This is a genomic window from Traorella sp. mt218 (assembly GCF_055420025.1).
The window spans coordinates 113,364-139,454 of the sequence record NZ_JBVAYM010000004.1; the positions used below are offsets into that span (position 1 = coordinate 113,364).

24 protein-coding genes, 1 pseudogene and 1 other annotated feature are annotated in these 26,091 nt (G+C 38.3%); of the genes and pseudogenes, 18 read left to right on the forward strand and 7 right to left on the reverse strand.

All coding sequences use genetic code 11. From position 1 onward, the window contains the following. Nucleotides 1-120: 120 nt before the first annotated feature. The 3 genes from fba (ACZYT3_RS03560) to nrdG all read left to right on the forward strand — a co-directional run bounded on the left by fba (ACZYT3_RS03560) (nucleotide 121) and on the right by nrdG (nucleotide 4,026). Complete coding sequence (gene fba, locus ACZYT3_RS03560; RefSeq protein WP_464087713.1) at nucleotides 121-966, forward strand: class II fructose-1,6-bisphosphate aldolase; 846 nt, start codon at nucleotides 121-123, stop codon at nucleotides 964-966. A 185-nt stretch (nucleotides 967-1,151) separates the two neighbouring features. Beyond that, nucleotides 1,152-3,497 (forward strand): anaerobic ribonucleoside triphosphate reductase, encoded by a 2,346-nt coding sequence (locus ACZYT3_RS03565; protein WP_464087714.1) that lies wholly within the window; start codon nucleotides 1,152-1,154, stop codon nucleotides 3,495-3,497. 1 nt (nucleotide 3,498) lies between these two features. Next, nucleotides 3,499-4,026, forward strand: coding sequence for an anaerobic ribonucleoside-triphosphate reductase activating protein (gene nrdG, locus ACZYT3_RS03570; RefSeq protein WP_294562930.1), 528 nt, complete (start codon nucleotides 3,499-3,501; stop codon nucleotides 4,024-4,026). A 39-nt stretch (nucleotides 4,027-4,065) separates the two neighbouring features. Here nrdG and ACZYT3_RS03575 read toward each other — a convergent pair whose 3' ends face one another. The 4 genes from ACZYT3_RS03575 to ACZYT3_RS03590 form a co-directional block, all read right to left on the reverse strand. After that, nucleotides 4,066-4,944: a sensor histidine kinase gene (locus tag ACZYT3_RS03575; protein ID WP_464087715.1), complete on the reverse strand. Its 879-nt coding sequence runs from the start codon at nucleotides 4,942-4,944 to the stop codon at nucleotides 4,066-4,068. A gap of 19 nt (nucleotides 4,945-4,963) precedes the next feature. Further along, nucleotides 4,964-5,746, reverse strand: a complete 783-nt coding sequence (locus ACZYT3_RS03580; RefSeq protein ID WP_464087716.1) for an ABC transporter permease — start codon at nucleotides 5,744-5,746, stop codon at nucleotides 4,964-4,966. Then, nucleotides 5,739-6,650: an ATP-binding cassette domain-containing protein gene (locus tag ACZYT3_RS03585; protein WP_464087717.1), complete on the reverse strand. Its 912-nt coding sequence runs from the start codon at nucleotides 6,648-6,650 to the stop codon at nucleotides 5,739-5,741. The genes ACZYT3_RS03580 and ACZYT3_RS03585 overlap by 8 nt, the downstream gene beginning before the upstream one ends. A 102-nt stretch (nucleotides 6,651-6,752) precedes the next feature. Continuing rightward, nucleotides 6,753-7,427, reverse strand: a complete 675-nt coding sequence (locus ACZYT3_RS03590) for a response regulator transcription factor (protein WP_464087718.1) — start codon at nucleotides 7,425-7,427, stop codon at nucleotides 6,753-6,755. 222 nt (nucleotides 7,428-7,649) lie between these two features. On the opposite strand from ACZYT3_RS03590, the gene ACZYT3_RS03595 reads away from it, so the two are divergent. Further along, on the forward strand, nucleotides 7,650-8,252 hold the full coding sequence (locus ACZYT3_RS03595; protein ID WP_464087719.1) for an HdeD family acid-resistance protein: 603 nt from the start codon (nucleotides 7,650-7,652) through the stop codon (nucleotides 8,250-8,252). A 435-nt stretch (nucleotides 8,253-8,687) separates the two neighbouring features. Further along, a pseudogene (locus ACZYT3_RS03600) lies at nucleotides 8,688-8,974 on the forward strand (transposase). 127 nt (nucleotides 8,975-9,101) lie between these two features. Here the strand turns inward: ACZYT3_RS03600 and ACZYT3_RS03605 are convergent. Continuing rightward, nucleotides 9,102-9,605, reverse strand: coding sequence for a helix-turn-helix domain-containing protein (locus ACZYT3_RS03605; protein ID WP_464087720.1), 504 nt, complete (start codon nucleotides 9,603-9,605; stop codon nucleotides 9,102-9,104). A gap of 201 nt (nucleotides 9,606-9,806) precedes the next feature. Between ACZYT3_RS03605 and ispF the strand changes: the two genes are divergently transcribed. Genes ispF through ACZYT3_RS03625 form a run of 4 tightly spaced genes read left to right on the forward strand, consistent with a single transcriptional unit; the run spans nucleotide 9,807 to nucleotide 13,263 of the window. Next, nucleotides 9,807-10,280 carry a 2-C-methyl-D-erythritol 2,4-cyclodiphosphate synthase gene (gene ispF / locus ACZYT3_RS03610; protein WP_464087721.1) on the forward strand — a complete coding sequence of 158 codons (474 nt, stop codon included), beginning with the start codon at nucleotides 9,807-9,809 and terminating at the stop codon, nucleotides 10,278-10,280. A 12-nt stretch (nucleotides 10,281-10,292) separates the two neighbouring features. Continuing rightward, nucleotides 10,293-11,060 (forward strand): HAD-IIB family hydrolase, encoded by a 768-nt coding sequence (locus ACZYT3_RS03615; protein WP_464087722.1) that lies wholly within the window; start codon nucleotides 10,293-10,295, stop codon nucleotides 11,058-11,060. 4 nt (nucleotides 11,061-11,064) lie between these two features. Continuing rightward, a complete protein-coding gene (locus tag ACZYT3_RS03620) occupies nucleotides 11,065-12,273 on the forward strand; it encodes an HD domain-containing protein (RefSeq protein ID WP_294562938.1) in 1,209 nt (402 codons plus the stop codon). Between the two features lie 18 nt (nucleotides 12,274-12,291). After that, nucleotides 12,292-13,263, forward strand: a complete 972-nt coding sequence (locus ACZYT3_RS03625; protein WP_464087723.1) for a S66 family peptidase — start codon at nucleotides 12,292-12,294, stop codon at nucleotides 13,261-13,263. A gap of 2 nt (nucleotides 13,264-13,265) precedes the next feature. Here the strand turns inward: ACZYT3_RS03625 and ACZYT3_RS03630 are convergent, their stop codons facing one another. After that, a complete protein-coding gene (locus ACZYT3_RS03630) occupies nucleotides 13,266-15,116 on the reverse strand; it encodes a transglycosylase domain-containing protein (protein WP_464087724.1) in 1,851 nt (616 codons plus the stop codon). 87 nt (nucleotides 15,117-15,203) lie between these two features. Here ACZYT3_RS03630 and ACZYT3_RS03635 point away from each other — a divergent pair, with 87 nt between their 5' ends. The 3 genes from ACZYT3_RS03635 to fba (ACZYT3_RS03645) all read left to right on the forward strand — a co-directional run bounded on the left by ACZYT3_RS03635 (nucleotide 15,204) and on the right by fba (ACZYT3_RS03645) (nucleotide 17,037). Then, on the forward strand, nucleotides 15,204-15,596 hold the full coding sequence (locus tag ACZYT3_RS03635) for a DUF1934 family protein (RefSeq protein WP_464087725.1): 393 nt from the start codon (nucleotides 15,204-15,206) through the stop codon (nucleotides 15,594-15,596). A 101-nt stretch (nucleotides 15,597-15,697) separates the two neighbouring features. Further along, complete coding sequence (gene rpoE, locus ACZYT3_RS03640; RefSeq protein ID WP_294562942.1) at nucleotides 15,698-16,030, forward strand: DNA-directed RNA polymerase subunit delta; 333 nt, start codon at nucleotides 15,698-15,700, stop codon at nucleotides 16,028-16,030. Between the two features lie 140 nt (nucleotides 16,031-16,170). Further along, nucleotides 16,171-17,037, forward strand: a complete 867-nt coding sequence (gene fba, locus ACZYT3_RS03645) for a class II fructose-1,6-bisphosphate aldolase (RefSeq protein ID WP_071441127.1) — start codon at nucleotides 16,171-16,173, stop codon at nucleotides 17,035-17,037. 395 nt (nucleotides 17,038-17,432) lie between these two features. Here fba (ACZYT3_RS03645) and ACZYT3_RS03650 read toward each other — a convergent pair whose 3' ends face one another. Next, nucleotides 17,433-18,941, reverse strand: coding sequence for a Na/Pi cotransporter family protein (locus ACZYT3_RS03650; protein ID WP_464087726.1), 1,509 nt, complete (start codon nucleotides 18,939-18,941; stop codon nucleotides 17,433-17,435). Nucleotides 18,942-19,195: 254 nt separating this feature from the next. On the opposite strand from ACZYT3_RS03650, the gene rsmG reads away from it, so the two are divergent. The 6 genes from rsmG (at nucleotide 19,196) to metG (ending at nucleotide 26,011) form a co-directional block, all read left to right on the forward strand. Beyond that, nucleotides 19,196-19,897: a 16S rRNA (guanine(527)-N(7))-methyltransferase RsmG gene (gene rsmG / locus ACZYT3_RS03655; RefSeq protein ID WP_294562944.1), complete on the forward strand. Its 702-nt coding sequence runs from the start codon at nucleotides 19,196-19,198 to the stop codon at nucleotides 19,895-19,897. A gap of 1 nt (nucleotide 19,898) precedes the next feature. Then, the gene (locus tag ACZYT3_RS03660) at nucleotides 19,899-20,651 is read left to right on the forward strand and encodes a ParB/RepB/Spo0J family partition protein (protein ID WP_464087727.1); all 753 of its coding nucleotides are present in this window, start codon (nucleotides 19,899-19,901) and stop codon (nucleotides 20,649-20,651) included. Nucleotides 20,652-20,660: 9 nt separating this feature from the next. Further along, on the forward strand, nucleotides 20,661-21,437 hold the full coding sequence (locus tag ACZYT3_RS03665; protein ID WP_294562946.1) for a ParA family protein: 777 nt from the start codon (nucleotides 20,661-20,663) through the stop codon (nucleotides 21,435-21,437). A gap of 1 nt (nucleotide 21,438) precedes the next feature. Then, complete coding sequence (locus ACZYT3_RS03670; RefSeq protein WP_294562947.1) at nucleotides 21,439-22,317, forward strand: ParB/RepB/Spo0J family partition protein; 879 nt, start codon at nucleotides 21,439-21,441, stop codon at nucleotides 22,315-22,317. 50 nt (nucleotides 22,318-22,367) lie between these two features. Then, nucleotides 22,368-23,822 carry a PHP domain-containing protein gene (locus ACZYT3_RS03675; protein ID WP_464087728.1) on the forward strand — a complete coding sequence of 485 codons (1,455 nt, stop codon included), beginning with the start codon at nucleotides 22,368-22,370 and terminating at the stop codon, nucleotides 23,820-23,822. A gap of 28 nt (nucleotides 23,823-23,850) precedes the next feature. Further along, nucleotides 23,851-24,045: a binding site (T-box leader), on the forward strand. 31 nt (nucleotides 24,046-24,076) lie between these two features. Beyond that, complete coding sequence (gene metG, locus ACZYT3_RS03680) at nucleotides 24,077-26,011, forward strand: methionine--tRNA ligase (protein WP_294562949.1); 1,935 nt, start codon at nucleotides 24,077-24,079, stop codon at nucleotides 26,009-26,011. Nucleotides 26,012-26,091: the final 80 nt, after the last annotated feature.

Sequence of the window (26,091 nt, forward strand, 5' to 3'; positions counted from 1 at the left end):
GGGTGCAAGCTAAAACCAGTAAAGAAATTGTTGCTTTTCTTATATGGTATCTTCATTGAAGAAATAAATGGACTGCGTTATAATGGGGACAGCTGATAATAGCTGAAATGGAGTGGTGTTATGTTAGTAACAACGAAAGAAATGCTTCTTGAAGCACAAAAGAATCACTATGCAGTAGGTGCCTTCAATGTGGAAAATATGGAAATGGTACAGGCGGTCATTGCCGCTGCCGAAGAAATGCGTTCACCAGTCATCATTCAGACGACGCCATCTACATTAAAGTATGCAAGTCCTGATTTATATTTTGCGAATGTCAAGGCATTGGCACAGAAATCAGTGGTACCGATAGCGGTTCATTTGGATCATGGCAATAGCTTTGAATTAGCGATGCAGACATTTAGGTGTGGTTATACTTCGATCATGATCGATGGTTCTCCAAAGTCATTTGAAGAAAATATCGCTTTGACATCAGCAGTGGTACAAGCGGCTCATGGTGCTGGTATTCCTGTGGAAGCAGAGCTGGGTACGGTAGGTGGCAAAGAGGATAGTCTTGATAATGGTGAAGGAGGCTATACCGATCCACAAAAGGCAAAAGAATTTGTAGAACGCACCAATTGTGATTCATTAGCAGTTGCGATCGGTACAGCTCATGGCGTGTATAAGCATGCACCGAAGCTGGATCTGGAGCGTTTAAGTGCAATCCGCAAAGTCGTAGATATTCCTTTAGTGCTCCATGGAACCAGCGGTGTTGATGATGATGTCGTAAAAGAATGTGTAAAGTGTGGTATCTGCAAGGTCAATTATGCCACGGATCTAAGAATTGCCTATACGAAAGGGGTCAAGGAAATATTGGCTGAAAACCCGGAAGTCTTCGATCCGAAGAAATACGGAACAAGAGGGCGTGAATATGTCAAGCAATATGTCATGGATAAAATGCAGGTGGTAGGCAGTACAAATCGGATATAGAAAAAAAGAGGAAATCAGACCAATTTTTTTGATAACAGGGGTTTGATTTCTTTTCTTTTTTTGACAAAAAAAGGCATAAAAATGTAAATGACTTTCATAGTCAAACACATTGTAAATGATATTTAAAAAGTCTATAATAAAAAAAACAAAGGACATTTTAGAGAAGAAATTGGGAGGCTTTACATATGATTACTAAGATCAGAAAAAGAGATGGACGTGAAGATCATTTCATTCCGGAGCGAATCATACGAGCCATTTTTTTAGCGGCTACACAGGTGGCAAAAGAAGAGGGCACAGAGGCAGATTACAGTACCGCAGAGTATCTGACCGATCGTGTCGTATCTCTTTTAAATAGAGAATATAGGGATTCTATTCCTTCTGTGGAACAGGTGCAGGATGCAGTCGTAAAAGTATTGATCGAAACCGGTCATGCGAAGACAAGTGAAAAGTATATCCTATATCGCGCTGAAAGAACGAATATCCGCAATATGAAGAGTCGTCTGATGAGATCGATCAAGGAAATAACTTTTTCTGATTCAAATGAAAGTGATCTGAAGCGTGATAATGCCAATATTGATGGGAATACGGCAATGGGTACCATGCTTCAGTATGGAAGTGCTGTTTCAAAAGAATTCTGTATGAGCCAGGTGATGAATCCGGAGCATGCTCTGCTTCATGAAAATGGAGATATTCATGTACATGATATGGATTTTATGAACATGGGAACGTTGACTTGCTGTCAGATTGATCTTTCAAAGTTATTTAAAGGCGGTTTTTCTACGGGACATGGATTTTTAAGAGAGCCACAGGATATCATGTCTTATGGAGCGTTGGCAGCGATCGCTATTCAAAGCAATCAAAATGACCAGCATGGCGGACAGAGCGTACCTGCTTTTGATTATTATTTAGCGCCGGGCGTTGAAAAGACATTTAAGAAAACATATTATCAAAATGTGAAAAAGGCCGTTGAATTGTTTAAAGGCCTGGATGTGAATGTTTCAGATGATCTAAAAGCAATTGAACACAATAAAGGTGTTTATCCAAAAATCAATATGCCTGAGGAATATCTGGATGAACAAAGAGAATTATTAAGAGATAAATATGAGCTTTCTGAAAGTGATATTGAAAAGATAGAAAAATTTGCTTATGATGAAACTTACCAGGAAACAGATAAAAAGACATATCAGTCCATGGAAGGTTTTATCCATAATCTAAATACGATGCATTCTCGTGCAGGTGCACAGGTGCCGTTCTCAAGCATTAACTTCGGTACGGATATTTCAGAAGAAGGAAGGATGGTATCGAAGAATCTGATATTAGCACAGGAAGCAGGGCTTGGAAATGGGGAAACGCCTATCTTCCCGATCCTTATTTTTAAAGTAAAAGAAGGGGTCAGCTACAATGAAGAAGATCCTAACTATGATCTTTTCAAGCTAAGCATGCGCTGCTCAGCCAAGCGGCTTTTCCCGAATTTCTCATTTTTGGATGCCCCTTTCAATAAACAGTATTATATACCGGGCAATGTTGATTCAGAAGCGACTTATATGGGCTGCCGTACACGAGTAGTGGGTAATATCAATGGTGAGTCAACGGTTACAGGCAGAGGAAACTGTTCATTTACATCGATCAACCTTCCACGTATCGGTATCAAGCATGGAGTTGTGACATTAGGTAAGTTTGATGAGGTTGGTTTCTTTGCGGAGCTGGATTCTAAGATCGATGCGGTGATTGCCCAGTTAAAAGAAAGATTTGTGATCCAGTCCAATAAAAAAGTTAAGAATTTTCCTTTCCTTATGGGACAGGGAATATGGCGGGGTTCAGATAAGCTGGGCTGGAATGATACGTTGGAAGATGTCGTGAAACAAGGAACCCTGACGTTAGGTTTTATCGGTCTTGCGGAATGCTTGAAAGCATGTATCGGTGTTCATCACGGAGAGAGCGAAGAGGCACAGAAGTTAGGCTTGAAGATCATTTCCCATATGCGTGAGCGCATGGATCAGCAAATGAATATAGATCATTTGAATTTTTCATTGATTGCTACTCCGGCAGAAGGATTGGCCGGTCGCTTTACACGTATGGATAAAAAGCGTTTCGGTATCATTGAAGGTGTAACGGACCGTGAATATTATACAAATAGTTTCCATGTGCCGGTTTACTATCATATCAGTGCGTTTGATAAGATTAAAATCGAAGCTCCTTATCATGAGCTGACCAATGGCGGACATATTTCTTATGTGGAAATGGATGGGGATCCATGCAACAATCTTGAAGCCTTTGAAGCGGTTGTGCGCTGTATGAAGGAAAGCGGTGTGGGCTATGGAAGCATCAATCATCCGGTAGACCGTGATCCGGTTTGTGGTTATTCGGGTGTTATCGAAGGACATCGCTGTCCGAAATGCGGTCGTGATGAAACAAAAGGTGAAGTAAAATTCGATAAGATCCGCCGTATCACAGGATATCTGGTAGGAACGGTCGATCGTTTTAATGATGCGAAAAGAGCTGAAGAGCATGATCGTGTAAAACATGTCTGAGATGAAAATAAGATTAGCAGGCAAGTGCAATATTGACAGTATCGTCGATGGACCGGGATTAAGGATCGTTGTTTGGACACAGGGCTGTCCGCATCACTGCCCGTTTTGTCATAACCCGCAGACCCATGATTACAACGGCGGCTTTGAAGAGGATGTGGAAACGATCATTGCGCTGTTGGATGACATCAAGCTGCAACAGGGAATTACCTTTTCAGGAGGAGAACCTTTCGAACAGCCCCTGCCTCTTATAGAAATTGCTAAGGCGGCAAAGAAAAAGAACTTAAATATATGGGCTTACAGTGGTTATCTTTATGAAGAACTGCTTGAAAAGAAAGATTGTTTTGAATTGCTTCAATATGTAGATGTATTGGTCGATGGACGTTTTATCAATGATCAAAAACACTATCAGCTCAAATTCAAAGGATCATTGAATCAACGTATTATTGATGTACAGGCATCTCTGAAAGAAGATAAAGTGATATTAAGTAAATATGATGAAGAAAACGAAAAGCTGAAGATAGAACAATAAGTTTTATTTTCAGCTTTTTTCTTATATACATTATATAAATTACTTCATATCGATTCGAATTTTTAATAAATCATGTTCAATGATGGCATCTATCTTCCAATTATGTTTCTGAACGATTTCTTTTACGATAGATAAACCTAAACCGGTAGAATCACTATGACGAGCATGATCATTTTTATAAAAGCGGTCAAATAAGCTTTCTACATCAATCTGATCTGATTGGGCGATCGTATTCATAAAATAAATCACTCCATTCTCTTCACGGATTTCAAAACTATCCTTTCCATGCTTCAAAACATTATTGATCAAATTTTGAATCATACGAATGATCATATCCTGATTGGCAAGGATTTGAAGATGCTCATTTGAAAAATGTATGACAGGCTCTATTCCTTTTTCTTCAAAATCATAATAAAAAGAAGCCATGACTTTACATATCAAAGGATAGATTTCGATATTTTCCTTTTGAAGCTTATAATCGCAATCACTTATCTTTGAATGAAGAAATAAATCTTCCAGTATTGCTTTTAACGTATCTAAACGGTATTCGATTGTTTTAAGATATTTTTTCTTTTCCTTCTCATCTTTCGTTTCATCAATGAGTTTTAAATATCCCTGCATGCTAGTCAATGGTGTTCGAATATCGTGTGAGATACCGGACATCAGCGTCTGCATTTCTTTTTCTTTTTTAGATGCCTGTTCCTGAATTGCCTGGATTTCTTCATATAATGCATTAAGATGATTCTGAAGCTTTTTTATCTGATTTTGATTGCTTTGAGTGAAGATCTCAAAATGACTTTCATGCCGGTTTTTATAATCGATCTGTTCATTTATTTTTTTGATATCATGTAACATACTCAAAAGAAGAGTTAAGCAAATGATCGTGATGATACTTAGGATGATACATAATAAAATCATTGCTTAACACTCCCTTCTTTTATAAATCTCTTTTTTGGGTGATTCCTATGCTGAGAATATTATATACAATTATATAAAAGATTGAAATAAAAATTGCTTTTACCCATAAATCACCACCTGTTGGTACAGTATTCATAAAAAGGTAAGAAAGCGTATATTCAGATAAAGAGGTGAGGTGGATCATATCTAAAATACTGCTGATAAAAGGCATCAGCATGCCAGAAGCAATCAGAAAGACTAAAACGATGCCGGCTGTCTTATTTTTAAATAAAGTACAGATAAATATAATTAAAGAAAATACCGCAAGTGATACTAATAAAAGAAAGCTCATGGAATAGAGAATAACAGATAAAGATTCAATTTCAAATGAATCGATCAAACTGCTTCCTAAAATGAAACTTAGTCCATAAGAAATCATCAGGATGAATACACTCATCGTAAAAGCAACAGCTATCTTTGATAAGATGACAGCTTTTCTGCCATTAGACAATACCGCAATATTCTTAATAAAACCACTGGAATATTCAAAAGTAACAAAAGAGGATAAATAGATTCCTAATACTAAAACACCAAAGATATAACCAAAGGTCGTCGCAAATGCATTCATCGAAGTTATCACCGTATCAACTGATATATAAAGGCCGGGTTCATTAATAGAGCCGCTTTGAAAGCCCAAAGATTCCTGTGCATTTATTTGCATGAAGATACATAACACATATATGGCGATATAGATGATTAAAGATATGTAGAATCCTTTGCTTTTAAAAAGTCTTGATAATTCTGATCGTATGATATTAATCATGATTGTTTCCTCCGGTCTTTTCTAAGAAATAAGATTCAAGATCCTGTTTTTGATAATAAATCTGATAGATTTGTATATCATGCTGACTTAAAAGAGATGTGACAGCTGCACTTTCAATATCGTCATAGAGTCGGATTTCATTATTTTCATGAATGGTATAATCGTGAATATCTAAATTTTCTTCTAATAAAGATAGTGCTCTGTCAGCACTGCTTACTTTTACTGAAAGATAGTTGCGGCATTTCTCATCTAATTCCTTAGCGCTGATTTCTTCTATCATTTGTCCGTTGCGGATGATTCCATAGCGTGTTGCGATCTTGCTTAATTCCAGCAGGATATGACTGCTGATAAGAATCGTAATTTTTTTAGTTTCATTGAGATATTGAATTACTTCTCTGATTTCCCGGATTCCTTCCGGATCAAGACCATTGATAGGTTCATCAAGAATTAACAAGTCAGGATTTCCAAGTAAAGCTAATGCAATACCTAAGCGTTGCTTCATCCCCAGTGAAAACTTCTTTACGATTTTTTTATCCTGAGGGTCAAGTTGTACCAAATGTAAATATTCATTGATTTTTTCTTTATCCTTAAGTCCCATTGCGATTGCTTTTAAGTTCATATTGTCAAAGGCAGAAAGATTTGGGTAGAGGCCGGGATTTTCAATCAGCGAGCCGATTCTTCGGGCAGTAAATTGATTTCTTGCTTCACCAAATAAACGAATCTCACCCGATGTAGGAAAAATCATACCGGCAATCATTTTTAGGGTCGTGGACTTACCGGCACCGTTTCTGCCGATAAAACCATAGATATCACCTTTTTGAATTGTCATATGAATATGATCTACGGCTTTGGTATCCTTATATGTTTTACATAGATCAATAATTTCAACAATATTTTCACTCATTATGAGCCTCCTCCTTACATGTGGTTTTATTATAACGAAGAAAGTTTTAAAAAGTACAAAGCAATTATAAAGAAAGTATAAAGTATAAAGAAAAAGCTGAAATTACTCAGCCATTTTAAAACCGATGCCCCAAACGGTCTTGATATATTCTTCATCTGTGATCTTACCTATTTTCTTGCGAATATTGCTGATATGTACATTGATCGTTTTATCATCGCCGTAATAGGAATCATTCCATGCATATTCATAAATTTCCTGTTTCGTGAAAACTCTTTTAGGATTCTTGATCAAAAGCTCTAAGATATAATATTCATGCTTTGTAAGCATTAAAGGTGTTTCATCAATAGAAGCATCAAATTTTTCACTGTTTAAGACAAGCTTTTTAAATATTGAGGAATTGGAAGAAGTTTTATTTCTCTTTCTTAATTGAACATGGATTCGTGCCAATAATTCTTCTAATTCAAAAGGTTTACACAGATAATCATCGGCTCCTGCACCTAATATTTCAACTTTGCTATTTAAACTGTCTTTAGCGGTCAGGACAATGATAGGAATCTCCGATGTTTCTCTGATTTTTGATAATACCGTTTCACCATCCATTCCCGGCAGCATAAGATCTAATATGATAAGATCATATTCATGGGTTTTAAAATATAGAAGACCTTCGGTACCTGAATAAGCCTGTTGACATTTAAAATCATGGCTATGTAAATATTGGACGATCATGTCATTGATATCATTATTATCCTCAATGATCAAAAGATTCATCTTATCCATGGAATCACCTCTTCGATTCATCATTATATCAATTATTTTAGAAGAGGTAAATTATAAAAAACTCTCTTTAAAAGCTTATGCTGTTATCATCATATGACCATTCTTTGAGATATTCATTTTATTGATTTGGTGGGTTTAGATTTCACCAAAATAGTAAATATGTAAGAAGAAATTGGAAAGTATGATCAAAGACGGATATAATAGTCATAGAGGTGATACAAAATGTTAGATATGATCAAGGAATTAAAAAGGAACATGGTTCTGCTGGCTGTCTTTTATCTGATATTAGGATTGATTCTTGTCGTATTTCCGGAAGTGAGCGGCTATGTGATCTGTTATCTGATTGGCGGGCTTGCAATCATCTATGGTATTTTCCATCTGATCTTGTATCAAAGGACAAAATCACCTTTTGTCAACTATCGCTATGATCTTGTACAGGGTATTTTAGGAGCGGCAATCGGTATTTATGTGATCGTGGTTCCCGAAATATTGATCGGAACGCTGCCTGTAGTATTAGGTATTGTTGTCATGGTCGACAGTGTAGTGAAAATACAAAATGCATGGGATTTGAAAAGATTGGGTTATGATCGATGGTGGATCGTGATGATTGTAGCTGTGATCAGTGTTGTTTTGGGTTTTTTGATGGTCTTTTATCCTTTTGCGGCGTATTTATCAGTGATCGTGTTTGTCGGTATTTCGCTGATCATAAATGGCATCAGTGATTTGGTTACGATCTTTATTCTAAGCAAGAAGGTAAAAGATTTTAAATCGAAAGTAGAGAATATGGTCATTGATTCAGATGCTGAGGAGATAGATGTTGAGTAAAAAAGTGTCAGTTTTGACTCGTTAAGAAAAGTTTTTTTAAGATACAGTGTAACTCAGAAAAATGAGTTATACTGTTTTTTATATGCTGAAGGCCATCAGAAATTTTCCTTTTTTATATTTCCTTTCTTATTCAAACACGTACAACAACTTTCTGCATACAAACAATAAGTAAATGTACGCAGTTATTATATCACAGTGTCCAAGATCAAAGACCCGTTTACGGGCAGTGGGAAACAGGAAGCAAAAGGCGGAGTGACATACGCTGTGTAAGCACGGCTAAAAACCACCGGTTTTGACGGTGGTTATTTATTCTCTATAAAACCACTTGCTATGCAAGTGGAGCCAAAGAAGCGATAGCGATAAAGAAAACAAAAAGCTCCTTTGCTATAATGGAGTGGGTCTGACAGCCACGACATTAAGCAAAGGAGGATGTCCATGGACGAAAGTAGTTTATCACACACAAAATGGATTTGTAAATATCATATTATATTTATACCAAAATACAGAAGGAAAGAAATATATGGCAAATTGAGGAAAGACATGCAAATTTGAAATATAAGCATGGAAACAGACATTTTTGGGCCAGAGGATATTATGTATCTACAGTAGGATTGAATCAAAAAGCAGTAGAGGAATATATAAGAAATCAAGAAAAAGAAGATATGATGTATGATCAAATAAGCTTCAAAGAATTCGATGAACCATTTAAAAAAGTAAAATAGGGATTGCGACTGTCAGATCCTTTCATGCGTCTTAAGACGCCGCAAAGCAAGAGGCCCTTATAGGGCAACGAAAAGCCACCAGCTTTGCTGGTGGTAATTTACTTATGCCCTTTTTATTACATCCCTATTATTTCTTTTTATTTTTTCGATAATCGTAGATAACAAGACCGATTCCTGCAGCTAATATGATGATACCAAAAATAAGTACAAAGTTGGACATGAATGTAAAAGGATCTGCGACGGGATTCGTAAAATCATTGAAAAAGTCACCATACATCGATCCAGATCTTAAGAATGATGACGTCATTGCTCTTGATAAAAAATAGAAAACGAGAGCAACGATACCGGAGTATATGAGATAGTAACCAATTTTTGCCCAGTGTTTTCTGACAAGACGAACACTTTTATCAAATGTATCAGGCTTTGCCGTATGAACTTCATTTTCTAGTAACTCATCAATCGTAATATGAAAGATCTTGCTGAGCATTAAAAGATTATTGGTGTCCGGCATGACCTCATCGGCTTCCCATTTGCTGATCGCCTGTCGGGAAACATTGCATTTATGAGCAAGCTCCTCTTGCGAATATCCTTTTTCTTTTCTTAAATTGTAAATGTTTTTTCCTAATGACATAATAGCACTCCCTTCATCTACTTGTAGTATAGAATTTGTAAGTTTTATTTGCAAGAAAAGGAAGTTTACAATTTGTCAATTAGAGTTGTCATCTTAAAGAAATAACCCTTAGATCCAGTTTATAATAAATATGTAAATTCATATAAGAAAAGTATTTTTGTAGAAAAAGTGTTATAATAAAGCCATTCAAGAGGAGAAATTATGATACGAATAGGAAATGCGATGGATATCCATCAGCTCGTAGAAGGACGTAAGCTGATATTGGGTGGAGTAGAGATTGAACATGTGAAGGGATGTTATGGACACAGTGATGCCGATGCCCTCCTGCACGCGATTGCTGAAGCAATTTTAGGAGCCTTGGCATTAGGTGATCTTGGAAAACATTTTCCTGATACAGCATCAAGTACAGAAGGCATGGATTCGATGCTGATCTTAAAAGGCTGTGTAGAGATGATGAAAGAGAAAGGCTATCATCTTGTTAATGTTGATTCAACGATCAATATTGAAAAGCCGAAAATGGCACCACATATTCAAAAGATGCGAGCAAATATTGCTTCTGTCTGTGAATGTGATGTTGATTGTGTTAGTGTAAAAGCGACCCGTGGTGAAAAAATGGGGTTTGTTGGACATGAAGAAGGCGTATTGGCAATTGCCAGCGTTTTAGTAGAAAAATAAAGGAGTGAAGTCATGAAGCTTTTAGCCTCAGATTTTGATGGAACATTTTTTTTCAGAAATAAAAAAATGTTCATGGAAAATATATCTGCTGCCAGTGTATTTCAAAAAAAGAATGTTTTCGCAATCGTAACCGGCAGAGATGCTGCATCTATTCTCAGTCATTTTGAAGATACAGATTTCCGTCCGGATTACTTGGCTGTTTATAATGGCGGACGAATTCTGGATTCTAAAGGTAAGGTCTTATATGACGATCCTTTAAAAATTGATTTAGATCGTCTTTATGATGTCTTAATGAAGGAAGGTGTTTCGCAAATAAGCATCCTTTCTCTTACGAAGGTCTTTCATAAGAGCTTTCATTTTAATATCCATGACTGGCTCTTTAAACTGCATCATCGATCTTTATATCGTTGTCATGTCAAAGACTATCATGAAATTGATGACGATATCTATATGTGTTCGATCAGTTGCGGAAGTGAGGAAAAAGCGCTTCTTTTATCTGAAAAGCTAAAGGAAATGAAGCTTGGATGCAGTGTTTATGTCAACAAGAGCTTTATCGACATCGTCGGTGAGCATGCCAGCAAAGAGCATGCGGTAGAAATAATTGCCATGCATACAGAAGCCGATGAGGTTTTTGTCATAGGAGATTCTTATAATGATGTAGGAATGCTTCGTCAATTTCAAAGCTATACCGTTCAAAGTGCCACTGAAGCCATTCAAAAAGAGGCGGATCATGTCGTCGATAGCGTAGAGGCAGCAATTGCAGATATTCAAGCGAGGTGAGATCATGTTTGCGAAAACAAACGAAGTGAAGGTCATGCGCGATCCTGTGCATGGATATATTCATGTTGAATATCAAGTCATATGGGATTGCATCAATGCCAAAGAATTTCAACGCCTTAGAAGGATCCATCAATTGGGTGGTACCTATATGGTCTATCATACCGCAGAGCATTCACGTTTTGCTCATTCCCTGGGAGTGTATGAGATCACAAGAAGAATGGTGAATGAGGTCAGTGGATTGAAAGATCTGAGCGAAGAGGATAAGGTAACGGTCATGTGCGCTGCCTTGCTTCATGATGTGGGTCATGGTCCTTTTTCTCATGCCTTTGAAGCCATTACACCTACGACTCATGAAACCTATACACGAAGGATTATTTTAGAGGATACTGAGATTCATCATATTTTAAGCGGCATTGCCGATGATTTTCCGGATAAAGTAGCATCGATCATTGATTACTCTCATCCTAATGATCTCTTAAATCAGATCGTTTCCGGACAATTGGATGCTGATCGTATGGACTATTTATTAAGGGATGCGTATTTTACAGGAACCAGCTATGGTAATTTCGATCTGGAAAGGATCTTGCGTACGATGCGGGTCAAGGATCGTAAGATCGTGATGAAGGAAAGCGGGATTCATACGGTCGAAGACTATATCATGGCACGTTATCATATGTACTGGCAGGTGTATTTCCATCCGGTAACACGCAGCTATGAAGGGATCTTACACAGCGTCTTTAAACGATTGAAGGATCTTTATGCGAGCGATCCTTCCAAGCTGGATCACATTCGGATGTTCCAGCCGTTCTTGAAGCAGCAGGATACGGTCGAAGATCATTTTAAGATGGATGAATCAGCCGCTTTATATGGCTTTACACTGCTGAGTGAATCGGATGATGCGATTGTTGCGGATCTGGCCCGTCGTCTTTTAAATCGAGATCTATTTGAATATAAAACGATCTATGATGAAGATGATTTGGCAAAAATTAAAGAAAAGGTACGCCAGCTTGGTTATGATCCAAAATATTATGTGATTCATGATGAAGCCAGACAGCGGCCATACCAGCCTTATAAAAGCGGTGAAGGACATAATATCTGGATTTTAAAAGAGAATGGATCCATTGAAGAATTGTCCGTTGTCAGTGATATCGTATCTGCCATTGTCCATGGAAAGCTAAAGGAAGATAAAAAAGCATTCTTTCCTATAAAATAGAATAAAAGGAGAAAAACTGTGTATTATCCTAAATTTATAAAACCAAATGAAACGATTGGTATCTGTGCGCCCAGCAAAGGCGTAGGCATGAAGCTGGATGAATATGAATGTTCGATTCAGCGTCTTATGAAAAAGTATCAGATCAAAGAAACAGCCAGTGTCCGTAACAGCGGATATCGTTCCAATACGGCATTTGTTCGTGCAAAAGAGTTGGAAGCATTATGCTTAGATGATGAAGCAAGGATGATCCTGTGTGCCAGCGGCGGTGATTTTATGTTTGAAATATTGCCTTATATTGATTGGGATCTGATATGCCGGCATCCAAAATGGTATATGGGATATTCCGATCCTACTTCACTTCTCTATATCCTGACGACAAGATATGACATTGCCAGTCTGTATGGTATGAATGCCGGCTCATTTTATATTGAACATGATTATGTAGAGAAAAGCTTAAAGATCATGGAAGGAAATCTGGTCGTCCAAACATCATTTGATTATTTTCAGTCACAAAAGAATTATCAGGAAGAAAAACTGATCTTTGACCAAAAGGTTATCTGGCTCCATGATCAGAAGATCGATGTGAGCGGAAGGTGTATCGGTGGCTGTTTAGAGGTGATCAAAGACCTTATGGGAACCCGATATGATGCGACAGCCTCTTTCATAGAAAAATATAAAGAAGATGGGTTCATCTGGTATTTTGATAATTATGGAATGAGTGCTGAAGATGTCTATCTGACATTATTACAGATGAAATACGCCAATTATTTTAACTATACAAAAGCAGTTTTGTTTGGCAGAACCTGTTTTGAAAGCAACCATACGGGAATGACGTATCAGGATGCCTTAAAAGAAGCTTTGGAGGACATTCCTTATGTATATAACTGTGATATCGGACATACAAGTCCAAGGATGATCATGATCAATGGTGCAATCATGAAGCTTCAAGTGGATAAAGGACAAGGTAGAATTGTTTTTGAATGCCAATAAAGCTATTTCAGATACCAGTATTCACTTCCTAACAGTGATTCCTTGCCGGTAATGGGATTTACGATGCGTGCTTCAATGTTTTTACTTTTCTGATACCAGCTGGATACTGTTTCATCTTCATAAAGCTGATTGAACGTACTTTGGAATATTTTCTTAGATATTTGAAAATATTCCTCTTTTAATATGCGCGCATCGTCAAAACCGCTCCATATCCCAATCGTATAATCCGGATTGTAACCAACGATCAAACTGTCAAAATCACTGGTACCGGATTTAGCGGCCACTTTGACTTTTGGGGCTGTATTGACAAGAGTAGGCATCGTTACGGTTTTATTTTTGATATCATAGGTGCTTGTCAGCAGCTGATTCAAGACAAGGACGGTATCGCTGTCCAGGCTGATCGTTTTTTTATATTCATTTTCATAAAGCACCTTTTGATCCTGATAGATTGCTTTGATAAACGTCGGTTTGGTATAGTAGCCCATGGATGCAAATGTATTATAGATAGAAGTAAGCTCCATGAGGGACATTTCAACGGTTCCCAGAGCTAATGAGGGAAGAGGATCGGATTCGACATGAAAAGCTTTGAGAGAATCGCTTAAGACATCCATACCTAAAAATAAGTGTGTTTTCATGGCATAGATATTATCAGAAACGGCAATCGCATTGATCATTGAAATCTCGCGGTTAGGATAACGATTATCATAGTTAATAGGTGCATAGGTCGTATTTTCATCAATTTGAAAGGTCGTAGGTGACGACATAAAAAGAGTGGATGGCGTAAAGCCTGCCCTAAGTGCATTGTAATACAACAGAGGTTTGATGGTAGAGCCTACCTGGCGTTTAGAATACAGCGGCCGTATATATTCGCTTGTCGTATAGTTTTTGCCTCCGCTGATCGCTGCGATCGAGCCTGTTGACGGATCCAGGATGATGCCGCTGCTTTCACAGACATCACTACTGGCATGTGAGCGTATCGAGGTGCTGAGGGCATGCTGGGCCTTAGGATCATAGGATGTATATATTGCAATACCGGATGAAGTATCGATCTTTAATGCATTCATTTCATCTAAGACAGCCTGAATATAGTAGGAGGCATCTTCATCCTCGTATTTTTCTTCTGCCAGTGCGATCTTTTCTTTTACAGCATGCTCATACTCAATTTGACTTAGGATTCCTTCATCTTTGAGATAGGTTAATAAAAGATGTGTCCGCTCCATGGAAGCTTCAAGATCGATAAACGGTGAATATAAAGAAGGACCATTGATGATTCCGATCAGCATGACCATCTCTGCCTGCGAACAATCCTGTAAAGGCTGATTAAAGTAAAACTCACTGGCTTCATGAAATCCATAGATCCCATGTCCAAAGTATAATGTATTAAGATAACTTTCCAGTATTTCTTCTTTGCTGTACTGCATTTCCATCTGGGCGGCATAAAAAAGTTCCTGGAGCTTTCGTGAATATGTCTGTTGATTCGTTAAAAAAAGATTCTTGGCCATTTGCTGGGAAAGCGAGCTGCCGCCTTCCACGATTTTATTTGCCTTAAGATTCGTGATCATTGCTTTTGCGATACGAATCGGATCAAATCCCAAATGATCATAAAAACGCTTATCTTCAATCTGGATGATAAATTCAAGAAGTTCATCAGGAAATTCATCTAATTGACGCCAAGTAAGCTGTTCATTGAAGTTAGATTCATAAAATACTTCCTGATTGATATCATAAAGCGTTATTTTCTCTTTTTTTGATGTCAGGTCTAACGGTATGAGCTTAGCACAGCCGAAAAACAATAGGAAGATAAAAAAAAGAAAACTGCATCCGCCAAAAAACCATTTCAATGCTTTTTTCATAAAACACCTCATCTTTATTATGCGAAAAAAAAGAAATTCTTAATCAAAAATGTTGTAATCAGAAAAAGAATCGCTATAATGATACTCATGAAATATAAGGTATCCGTAAAACAAAAAAATCTGACGACGAAAGAAGAGGTTCTTTTATGTGATCAAATCTTAGAAGCAGAGAAAAATGTACATGATTTTCATTTCTCTTTTGAGGAAAAAAAGCCTTATATGGGTACGGTGGAAATCAAAGGAGATGATAAAGGGTGTACGATATATCGTAATTGTGAGAATCGATCCACGTTGGATTTTATTTTAAAACAGAAGACAAAAGGGCTGATCGAAAGCCAATATGGTATATTAGAGATTGGGCTTTATACACGTCATTATGATCAAAAAGAAGAAATGATCACGCTTATTTATGATGTTATGCATGAGAGTCATGTGGTCGAATCTTACCGATTAAGCATTAAAATCAGAAAAGTGGTATAGTTTGGGATTTGGCACATATTCTTATTACGAAAAGAAACTCTTGACAACACATGTAAAGCGTTGTATATATAGGAAAGTTAATGGAAGGGAGGAGGATTTACATGAAAGCATCAAAGCTTGATATTGCGTATAACCTGCTGACAAAGAAAAAGAAACCCACACCTTTTCTAAAGCTTTGGGAAGAAATTTCACAAATCGAAGCTTTAAGTCCTTCCCAACAGGAAGACATGATTGCGCAGTTCTATTCTGACTTGTGTTTAGACAGCCGCTTTGTGAACATGGGTGAAAACAAATGGGATTTAAGAAGTCGCCATACTTTTAGTGAAACGGTGATCGATACTGCGGAATTTATGGATGATGATGGCGATGAAGATGATGAATTTGATTTAGATGACGAGGAAGAAGAAAACGAAAAAGACGAAGAAAAATATTAGTGTTTTGATATGAGCAGAGGAATATTCTCTGCTTTTCTTATGAACAAATATATTTTTCTTAATTTTTTAAATTTTCTTGCTTTAACTTTGCATGGAAATTGAGTATAATAAAAGTGCAGAAAATAGAGGAGGAAGAAATTATGGCATTAGTTAGCGCAACAGAAATGTTGGAAAAGGCCCATGCTGGTCATTACGCTGTAGGAGCATTCAATATTAATAACCTTGAATGGACAAAAGCAATCTTACAGGCAGCACAGGAAACGAATTCACCTGTGATCTTAGGTGTAAGTGAAGGTGCTGGAAAATACATGGGTGGTTACAAGACAGTAGCAGCTATGGTCAAAGAATTGATCGATTATTTAGGAATTACGGTTCCGGTTGCTTTACACTTGGATCACGGTTCATTTGACGGTGCAAAGGCTTGTATCGAAGCTGGTTTCTCTTCAGTTATGTTTGATGGTTCAAAATATGATTTTGAAGAAAACGTTGCAAAGTCAAAAGAAATCATTGAATTAGCTCACTCAAAAGGAATTTCTGTTGAGTGTGAAGTAGGTGCTATCGGTGGTGAAGAAGATGGCGTTATCGGTACAGGTGAGGTTGCTGATCCGGAAGAATGTGCTAAGATTGCTGCATTAGGTGTTGATTTCTTAGCTGCCGGTATCGGAAACATCCATGGTAAGTATCCTGCAAACTGGGCCGGATTGAATTTTGATGTATTGGCACAGATTCAGGCTAAGACAAATGGTAAGCCACTTGTATTGCATGGCGGTTCAGGTATTCCTGCTGATCAGATCGCTAAGGCAATTTCATTAGGTGTCAGCAAGATCAATGTGAATACAGAGTGCCAGATCGCTTTCGCAGAAGCTACTCGTAAATACATCGAAGAAGGTAAGGATCAGGTTGGTAAAGGATTCGACCCTCGTAAGCTGTTAGCTCCGGGAACAGAAGCTATCAAAGAATTAGTAAAGGCTAAGATCGTAGAATTCGGTTCAAATGATAAAGCTTAATTAAAATGCATCGGAAGATGCATTTTTTTATGTACATATATTCAACTCAGTATGGAAAAAAGTCATGATCTTGGCTATGTTCTGAGTAAGAAATACTGGCATCAGGGACTTGTGTATTAAGAGGATTGATCGAACAGTTAAAAAAGATTCGTTTTCTTATATCACAGCTACGCATGATGTAAAAAATGAGGCCAGTGGAAGGGTTATGAAACATTTGGGTATGAAGTATTGTTATTCTTATGTGAGTTATGGCAGCCCAAAAATATACAAGTGATTTTCCGTATGTATCAATTGAATCTTGATGGCAAAGAAAGAGTTTATATGAAATGTTGGAATGAATCTGAAGTTCATTATATTGAAGATATATAAAAAGATATGCCGTTGCTGGCATATCTTTATGCTGTTTGAGCTTCTATATTTTTTGGAGAATATTTATTAAGATATGAAAGATAATTTTCTTTGAAGCTTTCATTGGTGCTTCGCATATTGCGAAGATATTCATGGAGATTGATATCTTCAAGTGAAATATCGATCACATTGCGGGCAATGCTTGAACAGTGTCTGGATATTCGTTCCAGGTTTGTCAGAATGTCTGTCCAGACAAATCCGGCTTCAATGCTGCATTCTCCTCGTTGCAAGCGTTGGATATGACGTGTTCGCAATTCTTCTTTAAGTGTGTCGATGGCCTGCATCAGTGGTTCGACCCTTTCAGCGGCTTCAAGATCATTGTTAAGGAAGGCGGTTTGGGAAAGCTTCAGGATTTCATTGATGGCCTCAATGAAAAGGTTCATTTCTTTTTCGGCCGTTTTGCTGAGATGGAGATCCTTGATCTTTAATTCTTCGGCTGATTCCAGAAGATTCACCGCTAAATTGGAAATCCGCTCAAAATCACTGATGATCTTAAGAAGCTTGTCGTCTTCGGCATCCTTGTTATCCGGTACTAAGAAAATGACCAGCTTTTCTAAGAAATCAGAAAGCGGAAGCATGAGTATCGTACACAAAATATTAAAAGAAGAGTGTGCCACAGCAATACCCACCAGCGATGCCGGCTGATTTAATAATACAGGATCAAACCAAGCCTTCACGATACAGAATACGCTGAGCCATACGATCGTTCCGATAACATTAAATGAAAGATGGACCATGGCCGCCCGCTTTGCATTTTTATTTGTGCCGATCGAAGACAGCAGGGCCGTCACACAGGTACCGATATTCTGTCCCATGATGATAGGGATAGCGGCACCATAAGAAACCTGTCCCGTAACAGCCAATGCCTGCAGGATTCCTACCGAAGCAGAGCTTGATTGTATGATTCCCGTCAGGATGGCACCTGCCAGCATTCCCAGAATCGGATTTTCAAAAGTAATGAAGAGATTTCTGAAAGCTTCCACATCTGCAAGACCGCTGACAGCATTGGACATCGTTTCCATACCGAACATCAATGTCGCAAATCCAAGAAAGATCAGGCCGGTATCGTTTTTCTTCGTGTTCTTGCAGAACATATAAAGAATCACTCCGATGACAGCCAGAATCGGTGTAAATGAAGAAGGCTTCAGCATCTGTACAAAGAAATTGCTGCTGGTAATGCCTGTAAGGCTCAATAGCCATGCAGTTACGGTCGTACCGATATTGGCACCCATGATGACATTGATTGCCTGCTTCAAGGTCATTAATCCGGAATTCACGAAGCCGACGACCATGACGGTTGTTGCTGATGAACTCTGGATGACGGCGGTGATTCCTAATCCTGTCAGGAGGCCGACGATTCGATTGGATGTCAGCTTACTGAGAAGTGAACGCAGATTGCTTCCCGCTCTTCTTTCTAAGGCCTGCCCCATGATATTCATACCGAATAAAAAGAGGGATAAGCCTCCAAGCATTGTTAAAAAGTCAAATATATCCATAATTTATCATTCCTTCATTCATGTTTTATCAGATTTATTTAAAATAGTTATCAGCATTATGTAAAATAAAAGTAAAATAAGCAGAATTTTTGTAAAAATCAGATGATTTTGACGTATATTTGAAGAAATATGTGTTTTTTTGTACTTTTTTAAATATAGAAGGGGATATAAGAATATTTTGATTTCATAAAATCCTCACTTTTCTATTTTGATGTGATTAGAATTTTGGTATAATAGGGTGACTGGAGGAATATATGGAAATTGTTGACCGCTTTGAAGAAAAATTAAATGAACATCAGATAAAATTGAATGATATTCAAAAGAAACAGTTTGAAATTTATGCATCGATGCTGGCTGAGTGGAATCAGAAGATGAATCTGACAAGCATTACAGATGAAGAAGGCATCTATATGAAGCATTTCTATGATTCATTGATTCCCAGCTTTGATATAAATTTCAGCGGAAGCTTATGTGATGTTGGAAGCGGGGCGGGATTTCCGAGCATTCCTTTAAAAATCATGAATCCGAAATTGGATGTGACTATCATAGAAACATTAGGAAAACGAGTAACCTTTTTAAATGAGCTGTGCAATGCTTTGAAAATCGAAGCAGTGCTGCTTCATGCGCGTGCGGAAGAATGTCATGAATTAAGGGAATCGTTTGATTTTGTAACAGCAAGGGCTGTTGCCAATATGCCTTTATTATGTGAGCTGTGTATTCCGTTAGTGAAAGTAGGGGGCCGCTTTGTCGTGATGAAGGGGGCTAATGGCAGAGAAGAGCTGAAAGAGAGTCAAAAGGCTTTGACACTTTTAGGCTGTGAAGTGAAACATGTTTTTGAAGCTTCATTGGAGGGAATGAGCCGTATCAATATTGAATGTGTGAAGGTAAGACCAACACCTAAAAAATATCCCCGTCCATTTTCTAAGATGAAGAAGAATCCGTTAAGAGGTGAGTAGTATGAAAGAAATATTAATGGTACCTATTGAAAAGATCGTAGCCAATCCATATCAGCCAAGAATCGAGTTTAATCAGGAAAGCCTGATGGATCTGGCGCAGTCAATACGGGAAAATGGATTGATACAGCCGGTAACATTAAAAGAGAAAGATGGTTATTATGAAATCATTGCCGGAGAGCGTCGTTATCGTGCCTGTCAGATGATCGGCATGACGGAGATCCCGGCCAATGTCATGGATGTGCAGGAGTCGCAGATGGCGGCACTTGCCTTAGTGGAAAATATTCAGCGTGAGGATCTAAGTGCGATCGAAGAAGCTAAGGCCTTTGTTCAGATCATGAAGGTCAGCGGCTGTACGCAGAGCGAATTGGCGTTGAAGCTGGGGAAAAGTCAGAGTGCGATTGCCAATAAGATCCGCCTTTTGAATCTTTCTGAGAATGTGCAGAATGCCGTTAGCAGCAAGATCATTACTGAACGTCATGCCCGTTCGTTAGTTGGCATGGATGAAAAAAAGCAGCAGGAGATGCTGGATAAGATCGTAAAAAAAGGCTTGAATGTTTCACAGACGGAAAATCTGATCAAGCAGGAGAAGAAAGAAAAAGTAAAATTAAAAGGCTTTACCAGAGAAATCAAGATTGCGCTGAACACCGTTCGGCAGGCTTATGCCATGATTCAGCGAGCAGGGATCAAAGCTGATTTAAGTGAATATGAGGATGAAGATGGATATACGATGACGATCCATTTTCCAAAGGAATAGGGTGAGCATATGGGAAAAATAATCGCAGTTTCAAATCAGAAGGGCGGCGTAGGCAAAACAACGACAAGCATTAATCTGGCAGCAGGCTTAGGTTATTTAGGCAAGAAGGTGTTATTGGTTGACTTTGATCCGCAAGGTAATGCGACACAAGGTGTTGGCGGCAGTGCTAAGGGGAATAAGCTATCCGTGTATAACCTGATCATGGAAAAGTTTCGGGTCAAAGATGTCGTAAAAAAGCTCGATTTTCCACCGATCGATCTGATTCCAAGCAATATTCAGTTAGCGGGGGCTGATTTGCAGATGGTGAAATTTGAAGTAGGCAAAGAGAAGCTGTTAAAGACAAAGCTGGATGAGGTCAAGGATCAATATGATTTTATCATCATTGATTGTCCGCCTTCGTTGGGTTTATTAAATACCAATGCTTTGACGGCGGCAGATTCCGTGCTGATTCCTATTCAGTGTGAATATTATGCATTAGAGGGAGTAACCCAGCTTCTTTTAACGATTCGTCTTGTCCAGCAGCTGTTCAATCCGAATTTAGTGATCGAAGGAGTGCTGTTGACGATGTATGATGCACGTACGAATTTAAGTGTGGAGGTACAACAGAACGTGCGCAAGCATTTTAAGGAAAAGGTGTATCGCAATTACATACCACGCAACGTAAAATTATCAGAGAGTCCTTCTCATGGAAAAACAATTTTTGAATATGATGTAAGATGTGATGGTGCGAAGGCTTATGCAGGCCTTGCAAGTGAAGTTGTAAAACAGAATCAGAAGGAGGTATAGAATGGCAAAGAAAAGTAAACTGGGACATGGTTTAGAGGCTGCCACACAGGGGCTGGATGCGATCTTTGGAGAGAATATTACCGATCTTCTTGAAGATATCCAACATAACAGCACTTCTACCACTGAAATCGATGTAAATGAAATCAAGCCGAATCCATATCAGCCTAGAAAACAGTTTGATGAACATAAATTACAGGAGCTGGCTGATTCCATTGCAATCCATGGAGTGTTTACACCGATCCTTGTCAAGAAGGCCGTATCCGGTTATGAACTGGTTGCCGGTGAGCGAAGACTGAGAGCGAGCAAAATGGCCAATAAGGAAACGATACCGGCCATCATCGTTGATTTTGATGATGAAGCAATGATGGAAATTGCTCTTTTGGAGAATGTGCAGCGTGAAGATCTGAATGCTATCGAAGAGGCGCAGGGATATCAGAAAATCATTGAAAAATTAAATATGACTCAGGAACAGCTGGCAAAAAAAATAGGCAAGAGCCGTGAGCATGTGACGAATATGCTGCGTCTTTTAAAGCTGCCTGAAGCTGTTCAGAAAATGGTGCTGGATGGTAAGCTTTCAATGGGACATGTCCGTGCTCTTTTGGGAGTTGAAAATCAAGAGGATCTGATTCTTTTGGCAAATCAGGCCATCAGGGAACATCTGAGCGTTCGTAAGGTTGAAGCTTTAGTAAAGGAAATGAATGAACCTAAAAAGAAGAAAACGGCGCCAAAAGAAGATCCTTTCATTGAAAACTTAAATCATCGGTTGGAAGAGAAATTTCAGACAAAAGTAAAGATTGATACGAAGCAAATCGTCATTTCTTATCATGGTGTCGATGATTTGAATAGAATTCTTGAAATTCTGGGCTGTTTGGACGAATAGTTTTGAAATATGGGAATCTATCGTATATAATAATAAAAGGAAGTGATAAGATGAAACAAAAAAATATTTTCTCAAGATTTATGGCAGTGACGACCGATTTAGTTATCACACTTATCCCTCTTTTGGTGTGGGATCTCATCATTTTTATCATATTGGCCGGCTTTTTACCGGCAACGGTCATGACATTTTTGGATGATACGATCCGTTATATCATATTTGCATCTTTTGTCATTACCAATCCTTTTATTACGTATGTATATGGAAAGACCTTGGGACAGACAGTTTATGATATTCGTATTTTAAATACTTCTAATAAAAAGGCTTCATCGGCACAGCGAATGCTTCGTGAGATGCTTGGTGGTCTTGCATTCTTAGGATGTTTCTATATTTATCATGGAATCGGGATTCCGATTTATATCATGTTGAATTTGATCGTGATCCTTCTTGATAAATATGGAAGAGGTATCGTTGATTTTATCTGCCGTACCAAACCGATCAGCATTGCGGCGGTTGCTGAGAAAGCAGAGGATCTCAAAAAAAAAGCCGAGGACGAAGAAAAAGAAGAGTTGCCCGTATTGGAAAGAGGTAAAAGCTTTTATCATTATGATCTGCATGCTCATTCCAAATACAGCATCTATGGTATGGATACAGTGGAAGAAATCTTTCAGAAAGCAAGTGCTTTGGGGATTCAGGTCTTAAGCATTACTGATAGATTCAGCGTAAAAGCAAATTTTGAGGCTGAGGTGTTAAGTAAGCCTTATGGTATCTCATATATTCCGGGGATCGAGATGGATTGTGAATATAAGGGTTATCCGCTCACGATCTTAGGATATGGCATTGATTATAAGGATCCTTTGTTTGTGGAGATGGGAAATGAGCATCTGAGATTACAGCGCAAAGCTTCGGCAGAGAGGATCGAGAAGTTCAAAGAGGTGAGCGGCATCGATATGAATCTTTCAAGGCTGGTCAATCAGACGACAAGCGGTATCGTTACACCGGAGATGCTCATCAATGAAGTGCTTAAAAATCCGTTGTATGAAGATGTGGAATTTTTAAAACCTTATCGTGAAGATGAGGAAAATGCTTTCCAGCATTTATATACGGATTATTTTGCACCTAAAAAGGAGTGTTATGTGGAAGCACCTTTGATGACGCTTCAAAGCGTGCTGGAAACGATCAAGGCAACGAAGGGTATCTCGATATTGGCTTATCCGAAGAAAAGCTGTGGAGATGATGTTGAGTTATTAAAAGAAATTCTTTCACAGGGTGTGGAAGGTATGGAAATATTCTCTGCTTATCATGAGGAAGAGGATATTCGACGTTATTTAAAGGTTGCTCGTGATTGTGCATGCTTTGTCAGCTGTGGAAGTGACTATTATGGAGATAATGGTTTGATGATCCAGCTGGGTGATTCCAAGGCTGAAAGCAAATATGAAAAATTATTAGCGATATTGATCAATCGCTGTTTGACAAAGAGTGAAACAAAAGTGAGTGAAAAAGGTTGAAAAACCTAAAAAGTTCACCTATAATATGAGAAAGGTTATGACGAAAAGAGTAGTTTGTTTTTGAAGCATAGAGAGTGCCCGGCTGGTGGAAGGGCATATGAAAGAACAGATGAAGATGGCTTCTGAACCGCTTTTTCGAAGAGGGAAAGCCGTAACACGCGTTAAGTGAAAGAGGTGCAGCAATGCACGAATAAAGGTGGTACCACGAGATTTCGTCCTTTGACGGAATCTTTTATTTTTATGGAGGAAAATATATGGATAGAGGAAAATACTATATAACTACTGCAATTGCTTATACATCTGGGAAACCTCATATTGGCAATACTTATGAGATCATCCTTTCAGATGCGATTGCCCGTTATCGCAGAAAACAGGGATATGATGTATTTTTTCAGACAGGAACGGATGAACATGGTCAGAAGATCGAAGAAAAGGCTAAGGAGGCAGGAGTCAGTCCGCAGGAATATGTTGATGCCGTAGCTGAGGTCATCAAAGAGAATTATAAATTGATGAATATTGATTATGATTATTTTATTCGTACGACAGATGATTATCATGTAAAGACAGTACAGAAAATATTTAAGAAGCTTTATGATCAGGGAGATATTTATAAGGGTAAATATGAAGGTCTTTACTGTACCCCTTGTGAATCTTTCTGGACGGAAAGCCAGCTCGTAGATGGGAAATGTCCTGACTGCGGACGTCCTGTAAAGAAAGCAACTGAAGAAGCTTATTTCTTTAATTTACAGAAATATGCCCAGCGTTTGATCGATCATATCGAATCTCATCCTGAATTTATCCAGCCGGAATCAAGAAAGAATGAAATGATCAATAACTTTTTGAAGCCGGGCCTTCAGGATCTGTGTGTATCAAGATCGACCTTTACATGGGGTGTTCCTGTGGATTTTGATAAGAAGCATGTGGTTTATGTATGGATCGATGCTTTAAGCAACTATATCACAAGTCTTGGTTATGATCCTGATGGCAATCATGGTGAGAAATATAAAAAATACTGGCCGGCAGATGTACATATCATCGGAAAGGATATCCTTCGTTTCCATACGATTTATTGGCCGATCATGCTGATGGCTTTGGGTGAACCGTTACCAAAACAGGTATTTGGACATCCTTGGCTGTTAGTGGGTGACGGTAAGATGTCGAAATCTAAGGGAAATGTCATTTATGCTGATGAGCTGGTGCATTATTTTGGTGTTGATGCCGTCCGCTATTTCTGTTTAAGTGAGATGCCGTTTGCACAGGATGGTACGATCACATGGGAATTGATGATCGAAAGGATCAATTCTGATCTTGCGAATGTTTTAGGTAATCTTGTAAATCGGACGATTTCAATGACCAATAAATATTTCGATGGTGTAGTAAACAAAGGACAGAGTGAAGAAGAAGTTGATAAGGAATTAATTGCACTGGCCTTAGATACGCCAAAGAAAGTGGAAAAAAAGATGGATGAGCTGCGCGTAGGTGATGCGATTAGTGAAATTTTCACCTTATTGAAGCGCTGCAACAAGTATATCGACGAAACAACACCTTGGACTTTAGCGAAAGAAGGCAAGATGGATCGTCTGTCTACCGTCTTATATAACCTGCTTGAATCGATACGTATTGCTGCTATCCAGCTGAGTGCTTTTCTTCCGGAAACAGGTGATAAGATCTTAAATGCTTTAAATACGCAGCAGCGTTCGTTTGAAAGCTGTGAAACCTTTGGAAATTTAGAGTGTGGAATCAAGGTTGCAGAAAAACCGGAAATTCTGTTTGCACGTATTGATGAAAAGGAAATGCTGGAAAGAATTGCTGCTGACCATGCAGCTTCTAAGAAAGAAGAACCTGTAAAGGAAGAGAAAAAAGAAGAAATTACGTTTGATGATTTCTCAAAATTGGAATTAAAGGTAGGAGAAGTTCTTTCTTGTGAGAAACATCCGAAAGCAGATCGTCTTTTAGTTTCACAGATTGATTGCGGCAATGGTGATGTCCGTCAGATCGTCAGTGGTATTGCAGATCACTTTACACCTGAAGATATGAAGGGGAAAAAGGTCATCGTTGTGACAAATTTAAAGCCTGCCAAGTTACGAGGAGTAGAGAGTCAGGGTATGATTTTAGTAGGTGAAACTGCTGATAATGAAAAGCTTGCCTTGGCTTTATGCGATTTACCTAAAGGCAGTATCGTAAGATAAATATTTTATGAACCTCCAAAAGTGGATAAGCTTATGGAGGTTTTTTCATATATTAGGAAATTTCAATTTTGATGGGCAGA